A 19,568-nucleotide genomic window follows, 5' to 3' on the forward strand; every position below is an offset into this window, starting at 1 on the left:
TGTCTTACTCTGTTTCGTTCGCCCGTTATCCTTATTTGGATAGCGGGCGTTTTTTATTACTTAAAAGGAGGATTTTTTATGGAAAAGTTTAAATATTCATTGCTCGTTTTATTCGGTGCTTGCAGCTACGGCATACTTTCAACTATTTTCAAACTCGGATTCATAAATGGATTTTCAGCACATCAACTACTAGGGGGACAATATGTCTTCGGATGGATTGGACTATTTCTACTCGTTCTTTTCTTTTCACGTCATAAAGTAACAAAAAAACAATTTTTTTCATTACTAACCGTCGGAACAACAATGAGTATGACTGGGATTTTTTACGCTATTTCTGTAGAAGAACTACCCGCATCTATCGCTGTCGTCCTACTCTTTCAGTTCACTTGGATTGGTGTCATTATTGAAGCAATTGCAAATCGAACATTTCCAAGCCGCGATAAGATCATATCTATCCTTATTTTATTTGCTGGTACATTGTTTGCAGGTGGTGTATTTGAAGGCCTCGGACAAAGTTTTTCTACGAAAGGGATTATCTTTGGGCTATTAGCTGCTGTCTCTTTTTCATTCTATGTTTTTGCGAGCGGGCGCGTCGCTACGGATGTTCCGCCTTATACGAAAAGCTTTCTTATGACAACAAGTGCTACTCTTATCGTATGCCTATTCTTTCCGCCAACCTTTTTAACAGACGGTGCTTTGCAAGCTGGCCTATGGAAATATGCTTTCTTCCTCGGATTATTCGGCGTTGTTGTACCTGTCATTTGTTTTTCAATCGGTGTACCAAAGGTTGGAACAGGGCTTGGTACAATATTAGGTGCAGCTGAATTACCAACTGCTATTATTGCTTCTATTACACTTGTACATGAAGTCGTAACGTTCATGCAGTGGATTGGAATTATTTTTATATTGGTTGGGATTTTCACTCCTCAGCTGCTTACGGCTAGGAAAGAAAGGAAACACAATCGCGTGCACAGCGCTTGAAAAAATACAGAATTTATATAAAAGATATAACTGCAACTAAAATAAGTAAATTTATCTGGAGGTATAAATGACTATTTTAAGCATCGTATTTTTTGCTATTATGTGTATCTTCTTCCTAATAAGATATATGAAAGAAAAGAAATTTTACGATTTACTTCTCGTTCCCGTTTGTATATATGCAGGAGCAGTGAAAACTCCTTTCGTAGAGTACTTAAACTTTAATACTACATTTAAAATAACGTATGATATTGCAGCTATTATTCTTGTAATCCTTGCTGTACTTTTCTTTTTGAAAGATAAGAAAGAGAACCATACTGCATAACAAAAGACCTTTCATTTACTTGAAAGGTCTTTTTCTCTATCTCATTTTACCGCTCCATACAGCTTCTCTATCTCATGCTCAATTTGTTTTACATCGATTCGCTCAAATAATGGCTGTACGCTATCAATTCTACTTGGCAACGTATTTTGCGGTTCCCAATTTTGTTTCACAATCGACAATGTGTTTCGAACTCTTTCACTTGAAAATGGTAAAAATGGCTCAAGGAGATGGGCAAAATTAACGATAAGATACACACAGTTATAAATCGTTTCTTCACATGAAACTGGATCATCTTCTCTTTGTTTCCAAGGCTGCTTTTCATCAAAATATTTATTTGCAAAACGTACTGTATCAAATATTGTTTCTAGCGCCACCTTAAATTTAGTTTGCTCAATCGCCTCTCCTACCTGTTTATATAATCCTTCTACTTTATCTTTCAGCTCTACTTCAATACTTCCTTTCGGCACGATACCACCATAATATTTTTCAATAAACTTTAATGTCCGGTTCACAAAGTTCCCGTATGCACCTAATAATTCACTATTATGACTGTAAATAAATTCCCGCCATGAAAAATCAGTATCGCGATTTTCTGGTGCGTTGACGGTTAAAAAGTAACGAATAGAATCTGGATCATAGCGTTCTAATATGTCAGGCACCCATACTGCCCAGTTTTTACTTGTAGATAATTTTCTTTTTTCAACTGTTAAATATTCATTCGAAACGATATGACGCGGGATTGCTTCCTCCCCTATTCCAAGTAATACCGCTGGCCAAATGACGGAATGAAACGGAATATTATCCTTTCCGTGCACATAATATGTTTTCGCTTCGCTATCCCAAAACTCTTGATCATCTTTCCCTGTTTCTTCAACCCAATGTTTACTCGCTGAATAATAGCCTGTCACTGCTTCAATCCATACGTAAATTTTCTTATCTTCATACCCTTCTACTGGAATTGGTACCCCAATTGGTAAATCACGTGATACGGCCCTATCTAGTAATCCTTCCTTTACATACCTCTCTGTTAGTTGAATCGCATTGTCGCGCCATGTCCCTGTTTGTTTGGCAATTTCTACAGTCCTTTTAATTTGCTGCTGAAATGTATGCAATGCAAAATAGAAATGCTCTGTTTCCTCTACAGATGGCGTACTACCACATAACTTACATTTCTTCTCTAACAAATCGAGAGGATCTAAAATAGCTGAACACGCATCGCATTGATCTCCTCTTGCTGCTTCATGGCAATGTGGACATATTCCTTCTACATAACGATCCGGTAAAAACTGCGTACACGTTTCACAATACGCTTGTTCCACTGTTTTTTTATAAATATGTCCTTCTTCTAATAAACGTAAAAAAACATTTTGAACCGTTTCATGATGGTGCTCACTATCTGTACGTGTATAGCAATCATAAGTAAAACCAAGGCTACGAAAACATCGTTCAAACCCTTCATGATACTTATCAGCAATTTCCTTCGCTGTCACACCTTCTTGTTTTGCTCTAATTGCAATCGGTGTTCCATTACAATCACTCCCTGAAACATACAGCACATTCTCACCTTTTGCCCTGTAATAACGCGCTAAAATATCTCCAGGTAACAAACTCGCAATATGGCCAAGGTGTAACGAACCATTTGCATACGGCCAAGCGCCTCCAATAAAAATACTCATCTTACATTCCTCCTTTTAAATATAAAAAGCCCCGCCCTTATCTTAAAAAAGATAAGGGCGGGGCTGTATAAACAGTCGCGGTACCACCTTATTTCGCCAATTACTCACATAATTAGCCTTAACAAGTACGGAGCTATATGCTCTTATACTGTGGTTTTGATAACGAGTACCAACTCTCGTCGCCGCCTACTATTATCATTTGATAAGTTCAGGACGAAGCTCAAAGGCCATTGTTCAAATGAATATTCTTGCTTCTTCTCAGCTACCGAAGCTCTCTGGAAAGAATGTGTTCATCCTACTTTTCCTTTTCAACGCTTTTACGTATAAAAAGTATTGTACGACTTAATCACAGAAAAATCAAACTTTTATTCAGAAAGAAAAGGAAATCCCATCCCCCTGCCGAATAACTATACGTTCACAAAAGGAGTGATAACATTGAACCCAAAACAACTAAGCACTATAAATGCAAAAAGCTGGAATACAGCTGCTTATGAAGCTTGGACGAATCGCCACGGGGCACCAGCTGATTATGCGAAAAAAATCATGAAAGATCCCACGCGCGAAGTAGCACATTATTTACCTTACATACAATCTCCAAAAGGAAAATGTATTATTAATTTACTCGGCTCAAAAGGAAATAAAGCTGTCGCACTCGCTCTTTTAGGAGCTGACGTAACAGTTGTTGATATTTCAGCAAGTAATGCAAAATATGCAAATGAACTTGCGGAAGCCGCAGGCGTCTCTATTCATTACATCGTTTCTGATGTACTAGATGTAAATCTCTCCAAATCATTTGATATCGTATTACTGGAACTTGGTGTACTTCATTACTTTCTAGATTTAAAACCACTTTTTACAACAATCTCTCAACTACTAAAGCCCGGTGGAATACTTATCCTTCGCGATTACCATCCAATATATACAAAGCTATTAGGAGTAGACCATCCATCATTTCGAGCAAGTGGAAATTATTTCGATGAAGAATTAATTGAAGATGATGTTGCTTATAGCATCCTTCTTACAGAAGCACAGAAAGAATCGCTACCTAAAACAACCATCCGTCGCTGGACGTTAGGAGAAATTATTACAACACTCGCGGAAGAACATTTTAAAATTGAAAAACTAGTTGAAGAACACGGACCTCATCAAAGATGGCTCTTCCCTTCTGCTGCACCGGAAGGAATCGAAGAACGTATCCCTGGTCTATATACAATAATTGCGACAGCATGCAAAAAAGGATCCCTTCACGGATAGGATCCTTTTTGCATGCTCACGCATATAAGTTGAGGTTGGAGATTACCATAATTCTGTAGAATAGGACACAAGATATTTCAACATTTCGTCTCTGACTTACGTCGTCAAAAAGGGGTATGACCAACATAACGAAGAGTAATGTTTCAGTTGATACTGATAATCGTTATCAACTAATTAGAAGTATACATGATGTCATTTCAAATTTCAATAGCATTTCTAATATTTATTTATGAATTTTATGATATGCAAATGTATACATTTTAAGAACTTTTTCTAATACCAATCTGACTCCTTCCATTATCTGCTATAATTTTCATTGAACAGATTAATAACTTCATAATAATGTTTTTATTAATTTCGTTTTAAATATCCATAAATCATAATAAACAGTTTAAATGAGGGTAGGGGTAACGATGAAATATGTTAGTATTCGAAAAAAACTACTGTTCACACTCTTAAGCATTTCTTCTTTATTTAGCATTGCTCTTATAGTTATTCTTTCATTCGCCATGAATCAAGCAAGTGAAATCGAAACGTTAAAAAATGATGTATCAAAAAGAGCGACGATTTTAAAAGAACGTGGCGATTGGTTCCAAGCACAAGTTGCTGGTTTACAAGAATATTTACTATCACATGATCAAAAAGGATTAGATAAGTTCAACCGAGAAGGGAAAAAATTAGCTGATACTAGAGAGAAAGTAACAAGTGACAAGAAGCTCCCAGAAGGAATGAAAGAAGCTATTTTAATGGGGGGAAAATGGCGTAGCGTCATAGATAATGAGGTACTACCTCTTGCTCGTGAAGGAAAATGGGACGAAGCATCCAAAATTGCTTTAGCACAAACAGATTATGTAAATGATCTGTTAGATCGTTTTAATAAATATACAAATGAAGAGAATGAGAAACGTGACGCATTAATTGCTGACGTTGAGTCTTCTTCATCACTTATTCAATATATTATTTTCTTCTCACTCATTACATGTACATTAACGTCTATTTTATTAGCATGGTGGTTCTCTGGTAAACTCGTTAAACCAATTCGAAAAATTGATGAGAAGTTAAAAGAATTAGCTTCTCAAGATGGAGATTTAACGGCTAGATTACACGTAACAAGTAAAGATGAAATAGGTGACATTGCAAATTCCTTTAATCAAATGCTCACTAACTTACAGCTTATAATAAAACAAGTTCAACAAACATCAACAAGTGTAAAAGAAGCTTCCGAAAATGTATTTATCGAAACGACTGCTTCTATGGAAAATACCGCAAGGACCCAAGAAACTATGAATGCTCTTGAACACAATATTCGTTCACAAGTTTCTAGCATTGAAGAAAGTTCAACTGCAATGGATGACATGGCAACAAGTGTTCAGCGTATCGCTGAGTCCGCCTCTTCTGTTACTAGTTTAGCTGTCACAACTTCAGAAAAAGCAGATGATGGGAATAAAGTCATTGAGAAATCTATTACACAAATGCACACAATTAACGAAGCTGTTAACGCTACATCACAAGTAGTTGAGCGACTCATTACACATACAAATCATATCGATACTGCACTTCAATCTATTTCGAATATCGCCGAGCAAACAAATTTACTCGCTTTAAATGCTTCTATTGAAGCAGCTCGTGCTGGTGAACATGGAAAAGGATTCGCTGTTGTTGCTGATGAAGTTCGAAAACTTGCTGAACAATCTCAACTAGCCGCAACTGACATTAACCATTTACTGCATCAAATTCAAGCCGATACTAAAATAGCAAATGACATGATGACACAAGGTCAAGCAGAAGCTTCTGAAGGAATTACTGTTATTCGTACTGCCGGATTTTCATTCTCAGAAATTGTTAACCACATTAACAAAGTCTCTACGCAAATGCAAGAAATGTCTGCAACTGCTGAAGAGATGGCTGCAAGCTCTGAAGAAATGAACGCAGCTTTAAATAATATCGCCTCTATTTCAAATGAAGTTGCTGCAGAAACATTACAAACAGCACATTCAGCTGGTGATCAAGTAAACAAAATGAGTATCGTGGCTAACAAATCATCTGAAATGAAAAAAATCGTACAAGAACTTGAAGTTCTCGTCTCTCATTTCAAAACAAACGCTTAAAGTGAAAATGACACGAACTCAAAGGTATAGGAAAGAAAGTTTTACAGGTTCTCCTTTTTCACTTTAAAATATCTCTTTCTATCTCTCATTCCGTCTGCTATAATTCCTAAAGGAAATAAGAAAGCTTTATTCCAACTGGAGTAAAGCTTTCTTTCAATTTTTTACATTTATTAATTCTAATACTAAGATTTCACAAAGGAGGCTTTTAATTATATGAATTTTGTAAGTATCAGAAAAAAACTTATGTTCATGATGGGAACGATTTGCGCTTTATTTGGCATCGCCTTAGCTTTTATTTTATTTTTTGCTATTGACCAATCTCGTAAAGCTGAAACATTACAAAAAGAAATTTCTCCACTGGCAACAGAATTGAAAGAACGTGGAGATGCTTATCAAGTACAGCTATCTGCTTTAAGAGGTTATTTACTACAACATGATCAAGTCGAAATAGACAAGTTTAATGAGATGAGTAAACGTCTTGAGGATTCAAAAGATAAACTTCTTTCTAATCCAAATCTTTCTTCGTCCGTAAAAAGTACAATGGAATTAGGTTCTACTTGGAGAAAGTTCGTTGAAGAAAAAGTATTCACTCTTGCAAAAGAACAAAAATGGGAAGAAGCTTTACAAGTAGCTTCTTCAGAAAACGGAACGGTCTATAAAGTAATTGGTGACTTCACAAATTACAGTAATGAACAAGCTAAATTACGTGAACAATCTATTGAACAAATTGATCAATCTTCACTAGGAATTGAATATGCAGTCTTTCTATCACTTGTTATTTGTATTATCGTTGCAATTATTCTTGCATGGTGGTTCTCTGGTAAACTTGTGAAACCAATTCAACAAATTGATACAAAACTAAAAGAATTAGCCTCTGAAGAAGGTGACTTAACGGCACGTCTACAAGTAAATAGCAACGATGAAATCGGTGCTATTGCAGCATCATTTAATAAAATGTTAGAAAACCTACAACATATCATTAATCGTGTTCAAAAAACATCAGTGGAAGTACAAACCGCTTCTGAAAATATGCTAGAAAAAACGAATACATCACGTGAGGCGACATTAAGAGTCCAAAGGTCGATGTCCAACTTAAATGCAAGTATTCAATCACAAACTTCTAGTATGGAAGAAAGTTCAACTGCAATGGACGATATGGCAGTAAGTGTTCAGCGTATTGCTGAATCTGCTTCATCTGTAGCGGAACTTGCTGTTGCCACATCTGAACATGCTAGCGATGGAAGTACCGTTATTCAAAAATCTGTTTCACAAATGACAACAATACACGAAGCTGTAAATGCTACGTCAGAAGTGGTTGAACGTCTAATCACTCATACGAAATATATTGATACTGCTGTACAATCTATTTCTAATATTGCTGAGCAAACAAACTTACTTGCTTTAAATGCTTCTATTGAGGCAGCTCGTGCTGGCGAGCAAGGAAAAGGATTTGCTGTCGTAGCTGACGAAGTTCGAAAACTTGCTGAACAATCTAAAACAGCTGCAACAGACATTAATCAATTACTACATCAAATTCAAAATGATACAGAGACTGCTAGCTCTATGATGTCTCAAGGCCGTTCTGAAGCATTTGAAGGTATCAATGTTATTCGTGAAGCTGGTACTTCTTTCACAACAATTGTGGAACAAGTAAATAAAGTATCTACTCAAATGCAAGATATATCAGCAACTGCTGAAGAAATGGCTGCAAGTGCTGAAGAAATGAATGCTTCACTTAATAACATCGCTTCTATCTCTACTGAAGTATCCAGCGAAACTGCCGCAACGGCACAATCTGCTGAACAGAAAGTTATTGTTATGAATGAAATGACAGTAACTGCTAGAAAAATGAAACAAACAGTTGAAGAGTTAGATCAGCTCGTATCTCATTTTAAAACAGAATAGATGTTCAAAAAATATCCCTCTTGCGAAGAGGGATATTTTTTTGAGCTCATTTCCTGCACATTATGCTCATTTCCGTTATAATGAGAATCGATATCATTAAAGTGTAGGAGGGGCTGCTTATGTCACAAGAAGCATTTGAAAATAAATTACTTGTCAATTTAGAAGCTGTTATTGACCCTGAACTAGGTGTTGATATCGTTAATCTTGGATTAGTGTATGATGTTACAGCAGATGAAAATAATAATGCTGTCATTACGATGACTATGACTTCTATCGGTTGTCCAATGGCTGGGCAAATCGTATCAGACGTTAAAAAAGTATTATCAACAAACGTACCTGAAGTTAATGAAATAGAAGTAAATGTCGTTTGGAATCCACCGTGGTCGAAAGAACGTATGTCACGTATGGCGAAAATCGCATTAGGTATTCGCGACTAAATAAAGTGGAAATTTCATCATTTGCGGATAGCGGGATAAAGAAAAGACCTGACTAGGATGTCAGGTCTTTTCTCTTATTATTTTACACCTACTGCATCATAAGCTTTCGTTACAGCTTGTACAGCTTTAGAGTTTTTACCGTATAAATCTTCAGCTGACTGAAGTGCCGCTTGACGCATCATTTTGAAGTCAGAGTTTGCAGTTAAATATTTCGTAAGCGCACGGTAGTAAATTTTTTCTGTCGCTTCACGGCCCACTCCAGTTACTTTCACGCCGTAATGATCTCCGCCTTCAGAAACTAAATAAGCAGCTTTATTATTAATACTACTGTTAATATGAACGCCGCCATTATCAGCTGTTCCAGTATAACGTTTACTATAGTGATCTGGGTAACCTTCACTTGGTTTTAATGGGTTTGGAATAGACGCTGGATCTTTTAATGAACGAAGCGCATCACCAGGTTTATCAGGTGTATAAATATCAGCACCTAAATCCCAGCTCTTCTTCTCAACCATAACACCCATAATATCAGATAACGATTCATTTAACGCCCCTGACTCATTTTTGTAAACAAGGTTTGCTGTATGTTCAGTTACAGCATGCGTTAATTCGTGACCGATAACATCAAGTCCAGCAGATAATGGAATGAATGTTTTTCCATCGCCATCACCGTACATCATTTGCACACCATTCCAAGCTGCGTTATTCCAAGCTGTACCTACGTGAACAGTTGAAATAAGCTTCGCACCTTTATCATCGAAAGAGTCACGATTAAATGTCTTTTTGTAGTAATCATATACTTTTCCTGCATTTACATGCGCATCAACTGCAGCTTTATCTTCGAAGAACTTAGATTTACTTTCAACTTCTTCTCCTGTATATCCAAGCCATTGTGAGAATAAATTAAACCAGTTCTCGTCCATATTTTCTGCATCAAATGTATGAACACCTTGTCCTCGTTTACCATCAAACAAGTTGAATTGTCCTGTTTTCGTATCTTGAGCAATTTCAAATGATTGTCTAGCACCTAATACTCCGTAACCAAATCCAGTAATGTTATCTACAGCGTTATATTTCTCAATAACATTTCCATTCGTTGCATCAACAAAATAATGCCAATATCCTGGAGCTGGTTTTGAAATCGATGCCTTAACTAAGTATGCAAGGTAGTAATTACCGTCCTTTTCATATACAAATAAATCTTTTTTCACACCGTCATAACTCTTTACTTTACCAATTTCTTTCTCAATATCTGCCTTTGCAATCGTTTCTGCTTGTTCCGCAGTAATGCTTGCAGCTGCAGGAATATTTTTATCATCTAAATTCGGAATAACTTGTCCGAAGAATGCTTTTACATTATTCTCTTTATCAAGTGTAACAGTTTGATCAGAACCGTACACAGGAATGTTATTATGTTTCTCAACTAGCTTCACATGTGTCGTATCAGATTCAGCGTCTTTTTCTTCCCCAACGATATTAAAATGCTTTTCAATATTTCCTGCTAATTTAAACATATCTTTCTTACTCTCTAAGTATTGAAAGACTGTCTCTTTTTTATCTAGTCCTTCCGGTGCTTTCCATTCTTCACCTATGTATGCAGGTGTTTTAAATTCTTGATGATATTGAATTTTTTGTTCTTCCGCTTTCGTTGTCGTTGCCCCAAACGCTCCAAATCCCCCGGCGATAACAGTTAACGCTAATGCTGATGAAATGACTTGCTTTTTCACTATAACATTCCCCATTCCCATAAAGATTTTTGACACTTTTATACAATTCTTATTTTCCCAGCCGATACCTCTACTAAAATTTTGAGAAACATTTTTCAGACAATTCCAATCAAAAAAAGAGGACATCTATCGGATGTCCTCTTTTCTATAAACCTTTTATTGTTTTTTCAATTCAATTGCTAAATAATGAGATTGCTCTTTTGCTTCAATATGAATATCTTCTTCTACCGCTTCTGCTGCATCACGCATAACAAGATTTTCACCATTGATTACACTGCTTCCTTCAATTTGTACAAGGTACAATTGACGGCCTTCTTTCACTGGAAAATGAATTTCTTTTCCAGCCTCTAATGATAAGGAATATAAATTCGCATCTTGGTGAATTTGAATTGGTGCATTTCCTTCTACTGAAGATACCATATGGAACCATTCATTTTCACGCTTGCTCCAATCAAATTTAAACTCACCATAGTTTGGTTTATGATCTGCACGGTCTGGTAAAATCCAAATTTGTAATAAACGCAGCGTTTCATCGCCTAAATTATGCTCGCTATGAAATACACCCGTGCCAGCACTCATATATTGAACATGTCCACGCTCAATCGTTCCGCGATTTCCCATGCTGTCTTCATGTGTTAAAGCACCATCTACAACGTAAGAAATAATCTCCATATCACGATGTGGATGCATATCAAAACCAGTTTGCGCCGCTACTAGATCATCATTAATAACACGTAACGCTCCGAAGTTCATGTTATTTGGATTATAGTAATTGGCAAAAGAAAAATGAAAATGTGTATTTAACCAACCATGATTTGCTCTGCCCATATTTTTATGATCAACTTTTCTAAACATATCCTTCACCTCATACTATCTCGAATTCGAGATTTATTTTAAAATTTTTTCTTACTGTAACTTTTTTAGTAGTGTTAATAATTGCTTTTGTTCCTCTATATTTAAATTATGAAACTTCTCTGCTTGGAACGTTTCTTGAGGTGGGACGATTTCCTCATATAAAGCTCTTCCCTTTTCTGTTAAAGAAATATATTTCGTAGTACCCTCTTGTTCACGCAAAATCCACTCAAGCTGCTCCATTTTATTTAAAAGCTGCGTTACATTTCCTTTCGTAACAAATAGCTTATTTCCAAGTTCTTGCTGCGTTAAACGATTATGTCCTCCAACTTGAGCTAACACATCAAACTGGGCGGCAGATATATTCCATTTTTTCAAATGCTGATTCGTCTCACGAATACTCTTATTATAAAAGCGTGACAAACGAAACCATAATAGTAGCCCTAGTCTATCTTCTGTTTTCATTTCATCACCTCGCTCGTTTCATATCATTAGTTTAGAACTAAACTTAATAAAAGTCAAATACTTATTTTTAATAAGCATAAAAAGCACAGCGCTATTTCTCCACTATGCTTTACATTAACTTTCTACTCTTATATTCATCCAATTTCCTCTCCGCGAACTTCCTCGCATCTTTTTCAATCCACCGCTCTTCGTACCGTTCACTTCCCACATACAATATATCTCTCTTATGCTGCATCGCATGGCGAAATTCATGCAGTAGCGTTTTGAGAACTTGCTCATACTCTTCCCACATACAAACGAAAATTAATTGCTTTTCTTTATGATAAAAACCACCTACTGGGAATAGGAACTCTTCTTCCTCTTCCCCTAATGATAGAAGTACATCATTTGCATCGCACGTATCACAAAAAATAACGGGCGTTTTACATACTTCAATAAGAGAACACAAATCCTCTCTCAGCTTTTTGACATCCCAAGGAAGCTCCGAATCCAACACATACCAATTCTCTACCTGTTGATATACATTTTGAAACTGGAGTTCCATTTTTCTTTATTCCCCTTTCCAAACTCCCTTTTCCTATATGTATGCCACAATATGGCAAATATTAAACGTATTCTTTCATCCTTGAAAAAATGCCAATAAAGAAGGGATCTATGTCGACATAAATCCCTTTTTTCATAAATATCTTGTACTTTGATTTTAAAAAATTCAGCTCTTCTTCATATCCCACTTAAAGATTTTATTTAAGAATTTATATACATTCTTCGACTCCTTTGTCAGAAGTGGGCCTAAAATGGATAGTATAAGCACGTATAGTGCTGAGAATGGTTTCAGTACTGACATTAAACCACCAGCGATACCGATATTAGCCATAATGATGGAGAACTCTCCTCTTGAAACGATTGTTAATCCGATATTTGTTGATGCTTTATGAGATAATCCAGCTTGTCTTCCTGCAATCATTCCTGCTACAAAGTTACCGATTATCGTAAGAAGGACAGCACCTAACGTTAACCATATCGCTCCGCCTAATGAGAACGGATCAATACTTAACCCGAAGCTGAAGAAGAAAATAGCTCCGAAAAAGTCTCTAAATGGAACAACAAGATGTTCAATTCGGTCACTATGCTCTGTCTCAGAGAAAACTAATCCTAGAAGAAGTGCTCCAATTGCTTCTGCAACGTGAATTGTTTCTGAAAAACCAGCAATGAAGAATAATGAAGCAAATACTACAATAATAAAGATTTCATCTGAGCTAATATTGAGCAATTTATTTAATAACGGCGTAGCCTTTCTAGCTACTATAAAGAATAGAAGCATATATCCTAAAGCAATTCCAATTGAAGTAAGGGCACCTAAGAAGGAAGCGTGATCCCCAAGTACTAAACCAGAAACAACTGATAAATATACAGCAAGGAATATATCTTCAAACATAATAATTCCTAAAATTAATTCGGTTTCATTATTACCAGTTCTTCTTAAGTCCACTAACACTTTAGCAACGATAGCGCTAGAAGAAATCGTAATAATACCCGCAATAATTAAGATTTCTAGTAATGGGAATCCCATTATAAATCCGTATAACAAACCAAGTGAAAAGTTAATTAAAATATAAATCGTTCCGCCAATCGCAATAGATCGTCCAGATTTAATTAGTTTTTTCATTGAAAATTCTAATCCTAGATAGAATAGAAGGAATAGAACCCCAATTCGTCCAAGGAAGGAAATTACACTTGCACTTTCAATAAATTTGAGATCGATAACACCTATTGTCGGTGCATGCGGTCCTACTAACATTCCAAGAACGATTAGAAAAGGAATTACTGAGAATTTAAATTTCCCAGCAATTACTGCTGCAATTGCCACTAAAACTAAAGCTGTACCAACTTCAAAAATTAACGTATCCATCTAATCAGTCCCCCCTATTTGAAAATAATTCATTAATGATTTTTTTAATTTCTTCTCTCTCACCTGACACTACAAGCATATCTCCTTCTTCAATTACTGTTTCTGGTCCTGGATTAAATAGCTTCTTCATGTTCTTCTTCATAACCGCGATTATCGTTACGCTATATGTTTTTCTTATTTCAAGATCGCCAATTGTTTTTCCGATTGATGGAGCTGTATTCTCCACTTTGAACCACTCAATCGCTAAACCTTCAAAAACCATCTCAACATTTTCTAACGCCCTAGGCTTATATACCATTCCACCTAATATTGCAGCGATTTGTCTCGCCTCTGAGTCACGTAGTGAAATACTTGAGATGCTTTCTTCATGATCTGAATCAAAATGATACATTTCTCTACGACCATCATCATGAATGACAATTACCATCTTTTCGTTACCTTTCGTAACGATTTGAAACTTATAACCAATACCTGGAAGTTCACTTTCTCTAATATTCATTTTTAGCTCCTCCATAACTTATTTATTTTAATTTTCTGTTTTTCTGCCTTTTATTCATCCAATCAACTTTAGAAATTCTAACCACTCAGGATATTTGTGATTTGGAAATCTTTTATTGTAATAATAAGTGGACCCTAAAAAGATACTTAAAGATGTAATGATAAAAAATATATTACTTCTCATTTTCAAACTCTGAAGGCTTACTTTCCATAAAGAATCTTCTTTCAAATTAGCCCCACCTTCTCGCTTTAAATTTAGTTTTTTAAAATGTAAATAATTCTAAAAATATTATGATGTAACATAATCATAACACAAAAACATTTTAAGTAACATAACTTTTTAGAAAAATTGATTCTCGTATATTTTTTGCATATAATTTTCTTATTACGAAAAAAAGGAAGTGTATTATATGGTTGATATCTTTAGCAGATTCCTTGAGGTAACGAATAATATTTTATGGTCATATATTCTTATTGCAATGCTAATCGGCTTCGGTCTTTACTTCTCTTTTAAATTAAAATTTGTCCAAATTACTCATTTCAGTGAGATGGTCAGCTTAATTAGTAAAGGGTTTAATCGAAAAGAAAAAAAGAAAGATAGCATCTCACCATTCCAAGCATTTTGCTTAAGTGCAGCAGCACGTATCGGTATCGGAAACTTAGCTGGTGTAGCATTAGCAATTTCAATGGGTGGACCTGGCGCAATATTTTGGATGTGGTTTATCGCAATTATCGGAGCAGCTACTAGTTTTGTAGAATGTACACTTGCGCAAATTTATAAAGTAAAAGATGGAAGTAGGTTCCGTGGTGGACCAGCATATTACATGGAAAAAGGGTTAAACAAACGCTGGATGGGCGTCTGGTTCTCACTTCTTATTACAGTTGCGTACGGATTAATTTTCAATTCAGTGCAAGCGAATACAGTAACAATAGCGTTTGAAAATGCTTTTGGACTAGAGCGAACTCTTGTAGGAGCTCTATTAGCTTTATTAGTTGCAGTTATTATTTTCGGTGGTATCAAAAGCATTTCACGTATTACAGAAATGATTGTTCCTCCAATGGCAATTATTTATATTGGTGTGGCAATTTTCGTCGTAATTAACAACTTCAGTATGTTACCAAGCATTTTTATAGAAATATTTAATGGTGCATTCGGTTTAGACCAAGCCATCGCTGGTGGTATTGGAGCAGCAATCAAGTTCGGAATTCAGCGCGGTTTATTCGCTACAGAAGCAGGAATGGGTAGTTCTCCTAATGCAGCCGCAACATCTGATGTATCTCACCCTGTAAAACAAGGGCTTGTTCAAGCGTTAGGCGTTTTCGTAGATACATTCTTAGTATGTACATCAACAGCATTTATCGTATTATGTTCTGGACTTTACAAAGGATCAAATTTAGAAGGTATCGAATTAACACAAAACGCATTAAGTTCACAAATTGGACCGTGGGCAAGCACTTTCTTAGCGATTATTATTTTCCTATTCGCTTTCAGTTCACTTCTAGGAAACTACTATTATGGTGAAACAAATATCGCATTCATTAAAGAAAGTAAAACATGGTTAATGATTTATCGTGTTGCAGTTGTCGGAATGGTATTCTTCGGATCAATCGCTGCTCTTAAAACAGTTTGGAGTTTAGCTGATTTATTCATGGGACTAATGGTATTCACAAACTTAATTGCCATCTCATTCCTTAGCAAATTTGCTTATGCTGCATTAGTAGACTATTTGAAGCAAAAGAAACAAGGAAAAGATCCTGTCTTCGTTGCAAACTCTATCCCTGGCTTAAAGAATACAGAGTGCTGGGATGGGCAAGATGTAGAAGAAAAACAAAAGGCTGTTTAACAAACAAAGGCCCTATTACTTCACCGTAATAGGGCCTTTTATTTACAACAGTTCATAATTTGTTCAAATTAATTCCAGCAAAAGGGTTGATTTATAGAGATTACTAGATTATAATTATTATAAATTAGTAATTGATATCACATAACAACTCAAAAGGAGATTGATCATAATGAACAAACAAGTAATCGAAGTATTAAACAAACAAGTAGCAGACTGGAGCGTTTTATTCACAAAACTTCACAACTTCCATTGGTACGTAAAAGGACCTCAATTCTTCACATTACACGAGAAATTCGAAGAACTTTACACAGAATCAGCTACTCACATCGATGAAATTGCAGAACGTATTTTAGCAATTGGCGGCAAACCAGTAGCAACAATGAAAGAATACTTAGAACTATCTTCTATTCAAGAAGCAGCATACGGAGAAACTGCAGAAGGGATGGTCGAAGCAATCATGAAAGACTACGAAATGATGCTAGTCGAACTGAAAAAAGGCATGGAAATCGCTCAAGACTCTGACGATGAAATGACATCTGACCTACTACTAGGCATCTACACAGAACTAGAAAAACACGCTTGGATGCTACGTGCGTTCTTGAATCAATAATAATTAAAAGCGGAAGCGGCTCGTTCAGAACAGGAGGGTGTTGGAACTCCTGATTACGAGGCGCTTTTTGCCTCGAATGAAGGAGTGAAACAACCGACTGTTCTAGCCGCTGGAGCTGGATATTACTTTAAAGCGGAAGCGGCTCGTTCAGAACAGGAGGGTGTTGGAACTCCTGATTACGAGGCGCTTTTTGCCTCGAATGAAGGAGTGAAACAACCGACTGTTCTAGCCGCTGGAGCTGGATATCACTTAAAAGCGGAGGTAGCTTGCTCAGAATGTGAGGGGGATGGAGCTTTTGACGTAGAGGCGCTCTTTGCCTCGCAGGAAAAAGCGAAGCCACCGAACATTCTAGCTACCGGAGCTGGATATCATTTAAAGCGGAAGCGGCTCGTTCAGAGTCGCTTTTTTCTATAGATTGATCGCGCATGCTGGTACATGAAATTTATATCAGCGATTTTTCCAACATATCGGCGATTCTCCCCAATATATCAGCGATTTTTCAATTATATCGGCGATTCCCTCCAATATATCAGCGATTTTTCAATTATATCGGCGATTCCCTCCAATATATCAGCGATTTTTCAATTATATCGGCGATTCCCTCCAATATATCAGCGATTTTTCAATTATATCGACTTATCGACAAATCACGACAATATTAACACACCCCTCTCCCCTACTTTTATCAATATATTACAATCTCATCTATGTTAAAATATAGGAAACACCCTTTTGCTTTTCCAAATTCATCATTTACTACTTAAATGACGGGAGTGGTTCAGTTGAAAGACTACTTAATTAGAGCATTTTTTGCGTTAATAACAGTTGGGATTCTCTTACTTATAGCTAATATTTTCAATATACGTGTCGAGGTTAAGGACTATGCTTTCCTCGTTGTCGTAGCAATTGGTGGCGGCTGGGGTGGCTGGTACCTGTATAAAAAACAAAGCAATCAAAATAATAAAGGCATTCCAAAGTAATACGGAATGCCTCTTTTTATTGCCTTCTGTAATAAATAATGAAATTCAGACCACTAATACAACCAATCGCAATAAACATACAAAACGATTGTGGACCTCCACCTAGATTATACTCATCAACGATGAATCCGGACATAAACAACGTTATCGCGGAAACACCGATACACAATACCGAGATAAACCAAAGCGAAAATTCATTAATCAACTCTTTCTTCTGTCTCAAAACAATTAGCATAACAAGAATAGACGCTGCTAAAATACTTTTAAAAACCGGTCTTAAATACACAAACTCCTCCATCTCTTTCTCCTTTTCCAAAAACATTACATCTAAACATTAACATATTTAACCAAATTAAAAACACATGCCGTCTTAAATTAAAACGACATGTGTTTCCGTATTTGCTATGATAGTTGCTTCCACTTCGTTCCCAAAACAGGACGTTCATAATTTTGGATTGCATGAATTAGTTTATCTGCTGTCTCTGCTGAAACGATCAATTCTTTATTTGATGGATTCATAAATCCTTCTTCCGCTGCACGTTCAACCATTTGCAAAATTGGTCCGTAAAAACCTTTTATGTTTAATAAACCAACCGGCTTATTATGTATACCAATTTGTGACCAACATACAACTTCAAATAGTTCTTCAAACGTTCCGTATCCGCCTGGAAGCGCAATAAAAGCATCTGCAAGCTCTGCCATTTTCGCTTTACGTTCATGCATCGTCTCTACTTCAATTAATTCTGTTAATCCTGTATGCACAATTTCTCCTCGGAATAGACCGCGTGGCATAACACCTGTTACACGTCCACCTAAACGAAGAACTTCGTTTGCTACTTCTCCCATTAATCCGACACATGAACCACCGTATACGAGCTCATAGTCGTTCTCAACAAACATTTTACCTAACTGAATTGCCTGCTCTTTAAATTCTGGTCTCTCCCCTAAATTAGAACCTGCAAACACACAAATCTTTCTCATCCCTACACCCCGAAACTATATATTGTTATGATACAATGAACATTGTACAACATATTGAGGAGATGAGGAAGAAATGGATATCGTTGCATTTCAAAGATGGGTTGAGGAATTTTACGAAAAACGAAGCTGGTCACAGTATAATGCCTTTATTCGCTTAAATTTCTTAACCGAGGAAGTTGGGGAAGTTTCACGAGTCGTTCGTGCTATTGAAATTGGCCGCGATCGCCCTGATGAAGATGCGAAAACAGAAGAAGAGCTAAAACAAGAACTAAAAGAAGAACTTGGCGATGTACTATCTAACCTTATTATTCTTTCGCAAAAATATGATTTAGACTTACAAGACATTATGGACGCACACGTCACAAAGCTTTCGAAAAGGTTCGAAGTATCTAAATGAGAATATTATCAATTATGGTATAATATTCTTGTCACAATACTAAGGGGGATTTTATGTTATCAAAAAAATTGCACGACGCATTAAATGAACAAATGAACTTTGAATTTTACTCTGCCCATGCTTATATGGCAATGGCTGCTTACTGTACATCTGAGAGCTATGATGGATTCGCTAACTTTTTCCTTGTACAAGCTGAAGAAGAACGTTTCCACGCAATGAAGCTTTACAACTATATTAATGACCGCGGAGAGCGCGCTATTATTACTGGATTTGATAATCCAAATAACGAATACGAATCTGTATTAAACGCTTTTGAAGTCGCACTTGAGCACGAGCGTGAAGTAACGAAACGTATTTATAACTTATCTGATATCGCTTGGGACGAGCGTGAACATGCAACAATTACATTCTTAAAATGGTTCGTTGACGAACAAGTTGAAGAAGAAGCTTCATTCGATAGCATCATTCAAAAATTAAAACGTATTACAAGCGATTCAAACGCACTGTTTATGCTAGATGCTGAATTAGAGAAACGTACATTTACGCCTCCAGCTGAATAATATTTCAATCACCTTAATACATGTATTAAGGTGATTTTTTTGTTTGCTCTCTATCTTAAAAT

At 36.2% G+C, this 19,568-nt stretch carries 21 protein-coding genes and 1 other annotated feature; of the genes, 12 read left to right on the forward strand and 9 right to left on the reverse strand.

What is annotated here, in order from left to right; translation table 11 throughout:
• Positions 1 to 78: 78 nt before the first annotated feature.
• Positions 79 to 981 (forward strand): EamA family transporter, encoded by a 903-nt coding sequence (locus MHB52_RS26000; protein ID WP_000410483.1) that lies wholly within the window; start codon positions 79 to 81, stop codon positions 979 to 981.
• Positions 982 to 1,048: 67 nt separating this feature from the next.
• The gene (locus MHB52_RS26005) at positions 1,049 to 1,303 is read left to right on the forward strand and encodes a hypothetical protein (RefSeq protein WP_000154132.1); all 255 of its coding nucleotides are present in this window, start codon (positions 1,049 to 1,051) and stop codon (positions 1,301 to 1,303) included.
• Between the two features lie 41 nt (positions 1,304 to 1,344).
• Here the strand turns inward: MHB52_RS26005 and metG are convergent, their stop codons facing one another.
• Positions 1,345 to 2,979 carry a methionine--tRNA ligase gene (gene metG, locus MHB52_RS26010; protein ID WP_061663180.1) on the reverse strand — a complete coding sequence of 545 codons (1,635 nt, stop codon included), beginning with the start codon at positions 2,977 to 2,979 and terminating at the stop codon, positions 1,345 to 1,347.
• A gap of 50 nt (positions 2,980 to 3,029) precedes the next feature.
• Positions 3,030 to 3,300: a binding site (T-box leader), on the reverse strand.
• Between the two features lie 114 nt (positions 3,301 to 3,414).
• Between metG and MHB52_RS26015 the strand changes: the two genes are divergently transcribed.
• From MHB52_RS26015 to MHB52_RS26030, 4 genes are all read left to right on the forward strand, one after another.
• On the forward strand, positions 3,415 to 4,233 hold the full coding sequence (locus MHB52_RS26015) for a class I SAM-dependent methyltransferase (protein ID WP_061663179.1): 819 nt from the start codon (positions 3,415 to 3,417) through the stop codon (positions 4,231 to 4,233).
• Positions 4,234 to 4,646: 413 nt separating this feature from the next.
• Entirely contained in the window at positions 4,647 to 6,341 is a 1,695-nt protein-coding gene (locus MHB52_RS26020; protein ID WP_061663178.1) for a methyl-accepting chemotaxis protein, read from the forward strand.
• Between the two features lie 213 nt (positions 6,342 to 6,554).
• Entirely contained in the window at positions 6,555 to 8,246 is a 1,692-nt protein-coding gene (locus MHB52_RS26025) for a methyl-accepting chemotaxis protein (protein ID WP_061663177.1), read from the forward strand.
• Between the two features lie 119 nt (positions 8,247 to 8,365).
• Entirely contained in the window at positions 8,366 to 8,683 is a 318-nt protein-coding gene (locus MHB52_RS26030; RefSeq protein ID WP_061663176.1) for a metal-sulfur cluster assembly factor, read from the forward strand.
• A 77-nt stretch (positions 8,684 to 8,760) separates the two neighbouring features.
• Here the strand turns inward: MHB52_RS26030 and MHB52_RS26035 are convergent, their stop codons facing one another.
• From MHB52_RS26035 to MHB52_RS26060, 6 genes are all read right to left on the reverse strand, one after another.
• A complete protein-coding gene (locus MHB52_RS26035; RefSeq protein ID WP_043308787.1) occupies positions 8,761 to 10,410 on the reverse strand; it encodes a M4 family metallopeptidase in 1,650 nt (549 codons plus the stop codon).
• A gap of 156 nt (positions 10,411 to 10,566) precedes the next feature.
• On the reverse strand, positions 10,567 to 11,265 hold the full coding sequence (locus MHB52_RS26040; protein ID WP_000488928.1) for a pirin family protein: 699 nt from the start codon (positions 11,263 to 11,265) through the stop codon (positions 10,567 to 10,569).
• 51 nt (positions 11,266 to 11,316) lie between these two features.
• Positions 11,317 to 11,727 carry a MarR family winged helix-turn-helix transcriptional regulator gene (locus MHB52_RS26045; protein WP_000845467.1) on the reverse strand — a complete coding sequence of 137 codons (411 nt, stop codon included), beginning with the start codon at positions 11,725 to 11,727 and terminating at the stop codon, positions 11,317 to 11,319.
• 109 nt (positions 11,728 to 11,836) lie between these two features.
• Positions 11,837 to 12,271, reverse strand: a complete 435-nt coding sequence (locus tag MHB52_RS26050; RefSeq protein WP_000422797.1) for a DUF3920 family protein — start codon at positions 12,269 to 12,271, stop codon at positions 11,837 to 11,839.
• 165 nt (positions 12,272 to 12,436) lie between these two features.
• On the reverse strand, positions 12,437 to 13,636 hold the full coding sequence (locus tag MHB52_RS26055; protein WP_000380222.1) for a cation:proton antiporter: 1,200 nt from the start codon (positions 13,634 to 13,636) through the stop codon (positions 12,437 to 12,439).
• 4 nt (positions 13,637 to 13,640) lie between these two features.
• Positions 13,641 to 14,135: a cation:proton antiporter regulatory subunit gene (locus MHB52_RS26060; RefSeq protein WP_061663175.1), complete on the reverse strand. Its 495-nt coding sequence runs from the start codon at positions 14,133 to 14,135 to the stop codon at positions 13,641 to 13,643.
• 409 nt (positions 14,136 to 14,544) lie between these two features.
• On the opposite strand from MHB52_RS26060, the gene MHB52_RS26065 reads away from it, so the two are divergent.
• From MHB52_RS26065 to MHB52_RS26080, 4 genes are all read left to right on the forward strand, one after another.
• Positions 14,545 to 15,978 carry an alanine/glycine:cation symporter family protein gene (locus MHB52_RS26065; RefSeq protein WP_000227596.1) on the forward strand — a complete coding sequence of 478 codons (1,434 nt, stop codon included), beginning with the start codon at positions 14,545 to 14,547 and terminating at the stop codon, positions 15,976 to 15,978.
• Positions 15,979 to 16,147: 169 nt separating this feature from the next.
• Positions 16,148 to 16,588 (forward strand): Dps family protein, encoded by a 441-nt coding sequence (locus MHB52_RS26070; RefSeq protein WP_001041895.1) that lies wholly within the window; start codon positions 16,148 to 16,150, stop codon positions 16,586 to 16,588.
• 84 nt (positions 16,589 to 16,672) lie between these two features.
• The gene (locus tag MHB52_RS26075; RefSeq protein ID WP_144575722.1) at positions 16,673 to 17,002 is read left to right on the forward strand and encodes a hypothetical protein; all 330 of its coding nucleotides are present in this window, start codon (positions 16,673 to 16,675) and stop codon (positions 17,000 to 17,002) included.
• A gap of 368 nt (positions 17,003 to 17,370) precedes the next feature.
• Entirely contained in the window at positions 17,371 to 17,568 is a 198-nt protein-coding gene (locus MHB52_RS26080; protein ID WP_000656313.1) for a hypothetical protein, read from the forward strand.
• Between the two features lie 16 nt (positions 17,569 to 17,584).
• Here the strand turns inward: MHB52_RS26080 and MHB52_RS26085 are convergent, their stop codons facing one another.
• Positions 17,585 to 17,866: a hypothetical protein gene (locus tag MHB52_RS26085; RefSeq protein WP_061664384.1), complete on the reverse strand. Its 282-nt coding sequence runs from the start codon at positions 17,864 to 17,866 to the stop codon at positions 17,585 to 17,587.
• Positions 17,867 to 17,970: 104 nt separating this feature from the next.
• Entirely contained in the window at positions 17,971 to 18,549 is a 579-nt protein-coding gene (locus MHB52_RS26090) for an LOG family protein (protein ID WP_001225751.1), read from the reverse strand.
• A 73-nt stretch (positions 18,550 to 18,622) separates the two neighbouring features.
• Between MHB52_RS26090 and MHB52_RS26095 the strand changes: the two genes are divergently transcribed.
• Together MHB52_RS26095 and MHB52_RS26100 are read left to right on the forward strand one after the other, a co-directional pair.
• The gene (locus tag MHB52_RS26095) at positions 18,623 to 18,946 is read left to right on the forward strand and encodes a MazG nucleotide pyrophosphohydrolase domain-containing protein (protein ID WP_000355749.1); all 324 of its coding nucleotides are present in this window, start codon (positions 18,623 to 18,625) and stop codon (positions 18,944 to 18,946) included.
• A gap of 53 nt (positions 18,947 to 18,999) precedes the next feature.
• Positions 19,000 to 19,506 carry a ferritin gene (locus MHB52_RS26100; protein ID WP_000949406.1) on the forward strand — a complete coding sequence of 169 codons (507 nt, stop codon included), beginning with the start codon at positions 19,000 to 19,002 and terminating at the stop codon, positions 19,504 to 19,506.
• Positions 19,507 to 19,568: the final 62 nt, after the last annotated feature.

Origin of the sequence: Bacillus sp. FSL K6-0073 (assembly GCF_038006085.1) — a bacterium.
GTDB lineage: Bacteria > Bacillota > Bacilli > Bacillales > Bacillaceae_G > Bacillus_A > Bacillus_A cereus.

What these genes read in the sequence shown, in the direction of transcription:
- MHB52_RS26000 (WP_000410483.1), top strand. Translation starts at nt 79, where the DNA reads ATGGAAAAGTTTAAATATTCATTGCTCGTTTTATTCGGTGCTTGCAGC.
- MHB52_RS26005 (WP_000154132.1), top strand. Translation starts at nt 1,049, where the DNA reads ATGACTATTTTAAGCATCGTATTTTTTGCTATTATGTGTATCTTCTTC.
- metG (WP_061663180.1), bottom strand. Translation starts at nt 2,979, where the DNA reads ATGAGTATTTTTATTGGAGGCGCTTGGCCGTATGCAAATGGTTCGTTA.
- MHB52_RS26020 (WP_061663178.1), top strand. Translation starts at nt 4,647, where the DNA reads ATGAAATATGTTAGTATTCGAAAAAAACTACTGTTCACACTCTTAAGC.
- MHB52_RS26025 (WP_061663177.1), top strand. Translation starts at nt 6,555, where the DNA reads ATGAATTTTGTAAGTATCAGAAAAAAACTTATGTTCATGATGGGAACG.
- MHB52_RS26030 (WP_061663176.1), top strand. Translation starts at nt 8,366, where the DNA reads ATGTCACAAGAAGCATTTGAAAATAAATTACTTGTCAATTTAGAAGCT.
- MHB52_RS26040 (WP_000488928.1), bottom strand. Translation starts at nt 11,265, where the DNA reads ATGTTTAGAAAAGTTGATCATAAAAATATGGGCAGAGCAAATCATGGT.
- MHB52_RS26045 (WP_000845467.1), bottom strand. Translation starts at nt 11,727, where the DNA reads ATGAAAACAGAAGATAGACTAGGGCTACTATTATGGTTTCGTTTGTCA.
- MHB52_RS26050 (WP_000422797.1), bottom strand. Translation starts at nt 12,271, where the DNA reads ATGGAACTCCAGTTTCAAAATGTATATCAACAGGTAGAGAATTGGTAT.
- MHB52_RS26055 (WP_000380222.1), bottom strand. Translation starts at nt 13,636, where the DNA reads ATGGATACGTTAATTTTTGAAGTTGGTACAGCTTTAGTTTTAGTGGCA.
- MHB52_RS26060 (WP_061663175.1), bottom strand. Translation starts at nt 14,135, where the DNA reads ATGAATATTAGAGAAAGTGAACTTCCAGGTATTGGTTATAAGTTTCAA.
- MHB52_RS26065 (WP_000227596.1), top strand. Translation starts at nt 14,545, where the DNA reads ATGGTTGATATCTTTAGCAGATTCCTTGAGGTAACGAATAATATTTTA.
- MHB52_RS26070 (WP_001041895.1), top strand. Translation starts at nt 16,148, where the DNA reads ATGAACAAACAAGTAATCGAAGTATTAAACAAACAAGTAGCAGACTGG.
- MHB52_RS26085 (WP_061664384.1), bottom strand. Translation starts at nt 17,866, where the DNA reads ATGGAGGAGTTTGTGTATTTAAGACCGGTTTTTAAAAGTATTTTAGCA.
- MHB52_RS26090 (WP_001225751.1), bottom strand. Translation starts at nt 18,549, where the DNA reads ATGAGAAAGATTTGTGTGTTTGCAGGTTCTAATTTAGGGGAGAGACCA.
- MHB52_RS26095 (WP_000355749.1), top strand. Translation starts at nt 18,623, where the DNA reads ATGGATATCGTTGCATTTCAAAGATGGGTTGAGGAATTTTACGAAAAA.
- MHB52_RS26100 (WP_000949406.1), top strand. Translation starts at nt 19,000, where the DNA reads ATGTTATCAAAAAAATTGCACGACGCATTAAATGAACAAATGAACTTT.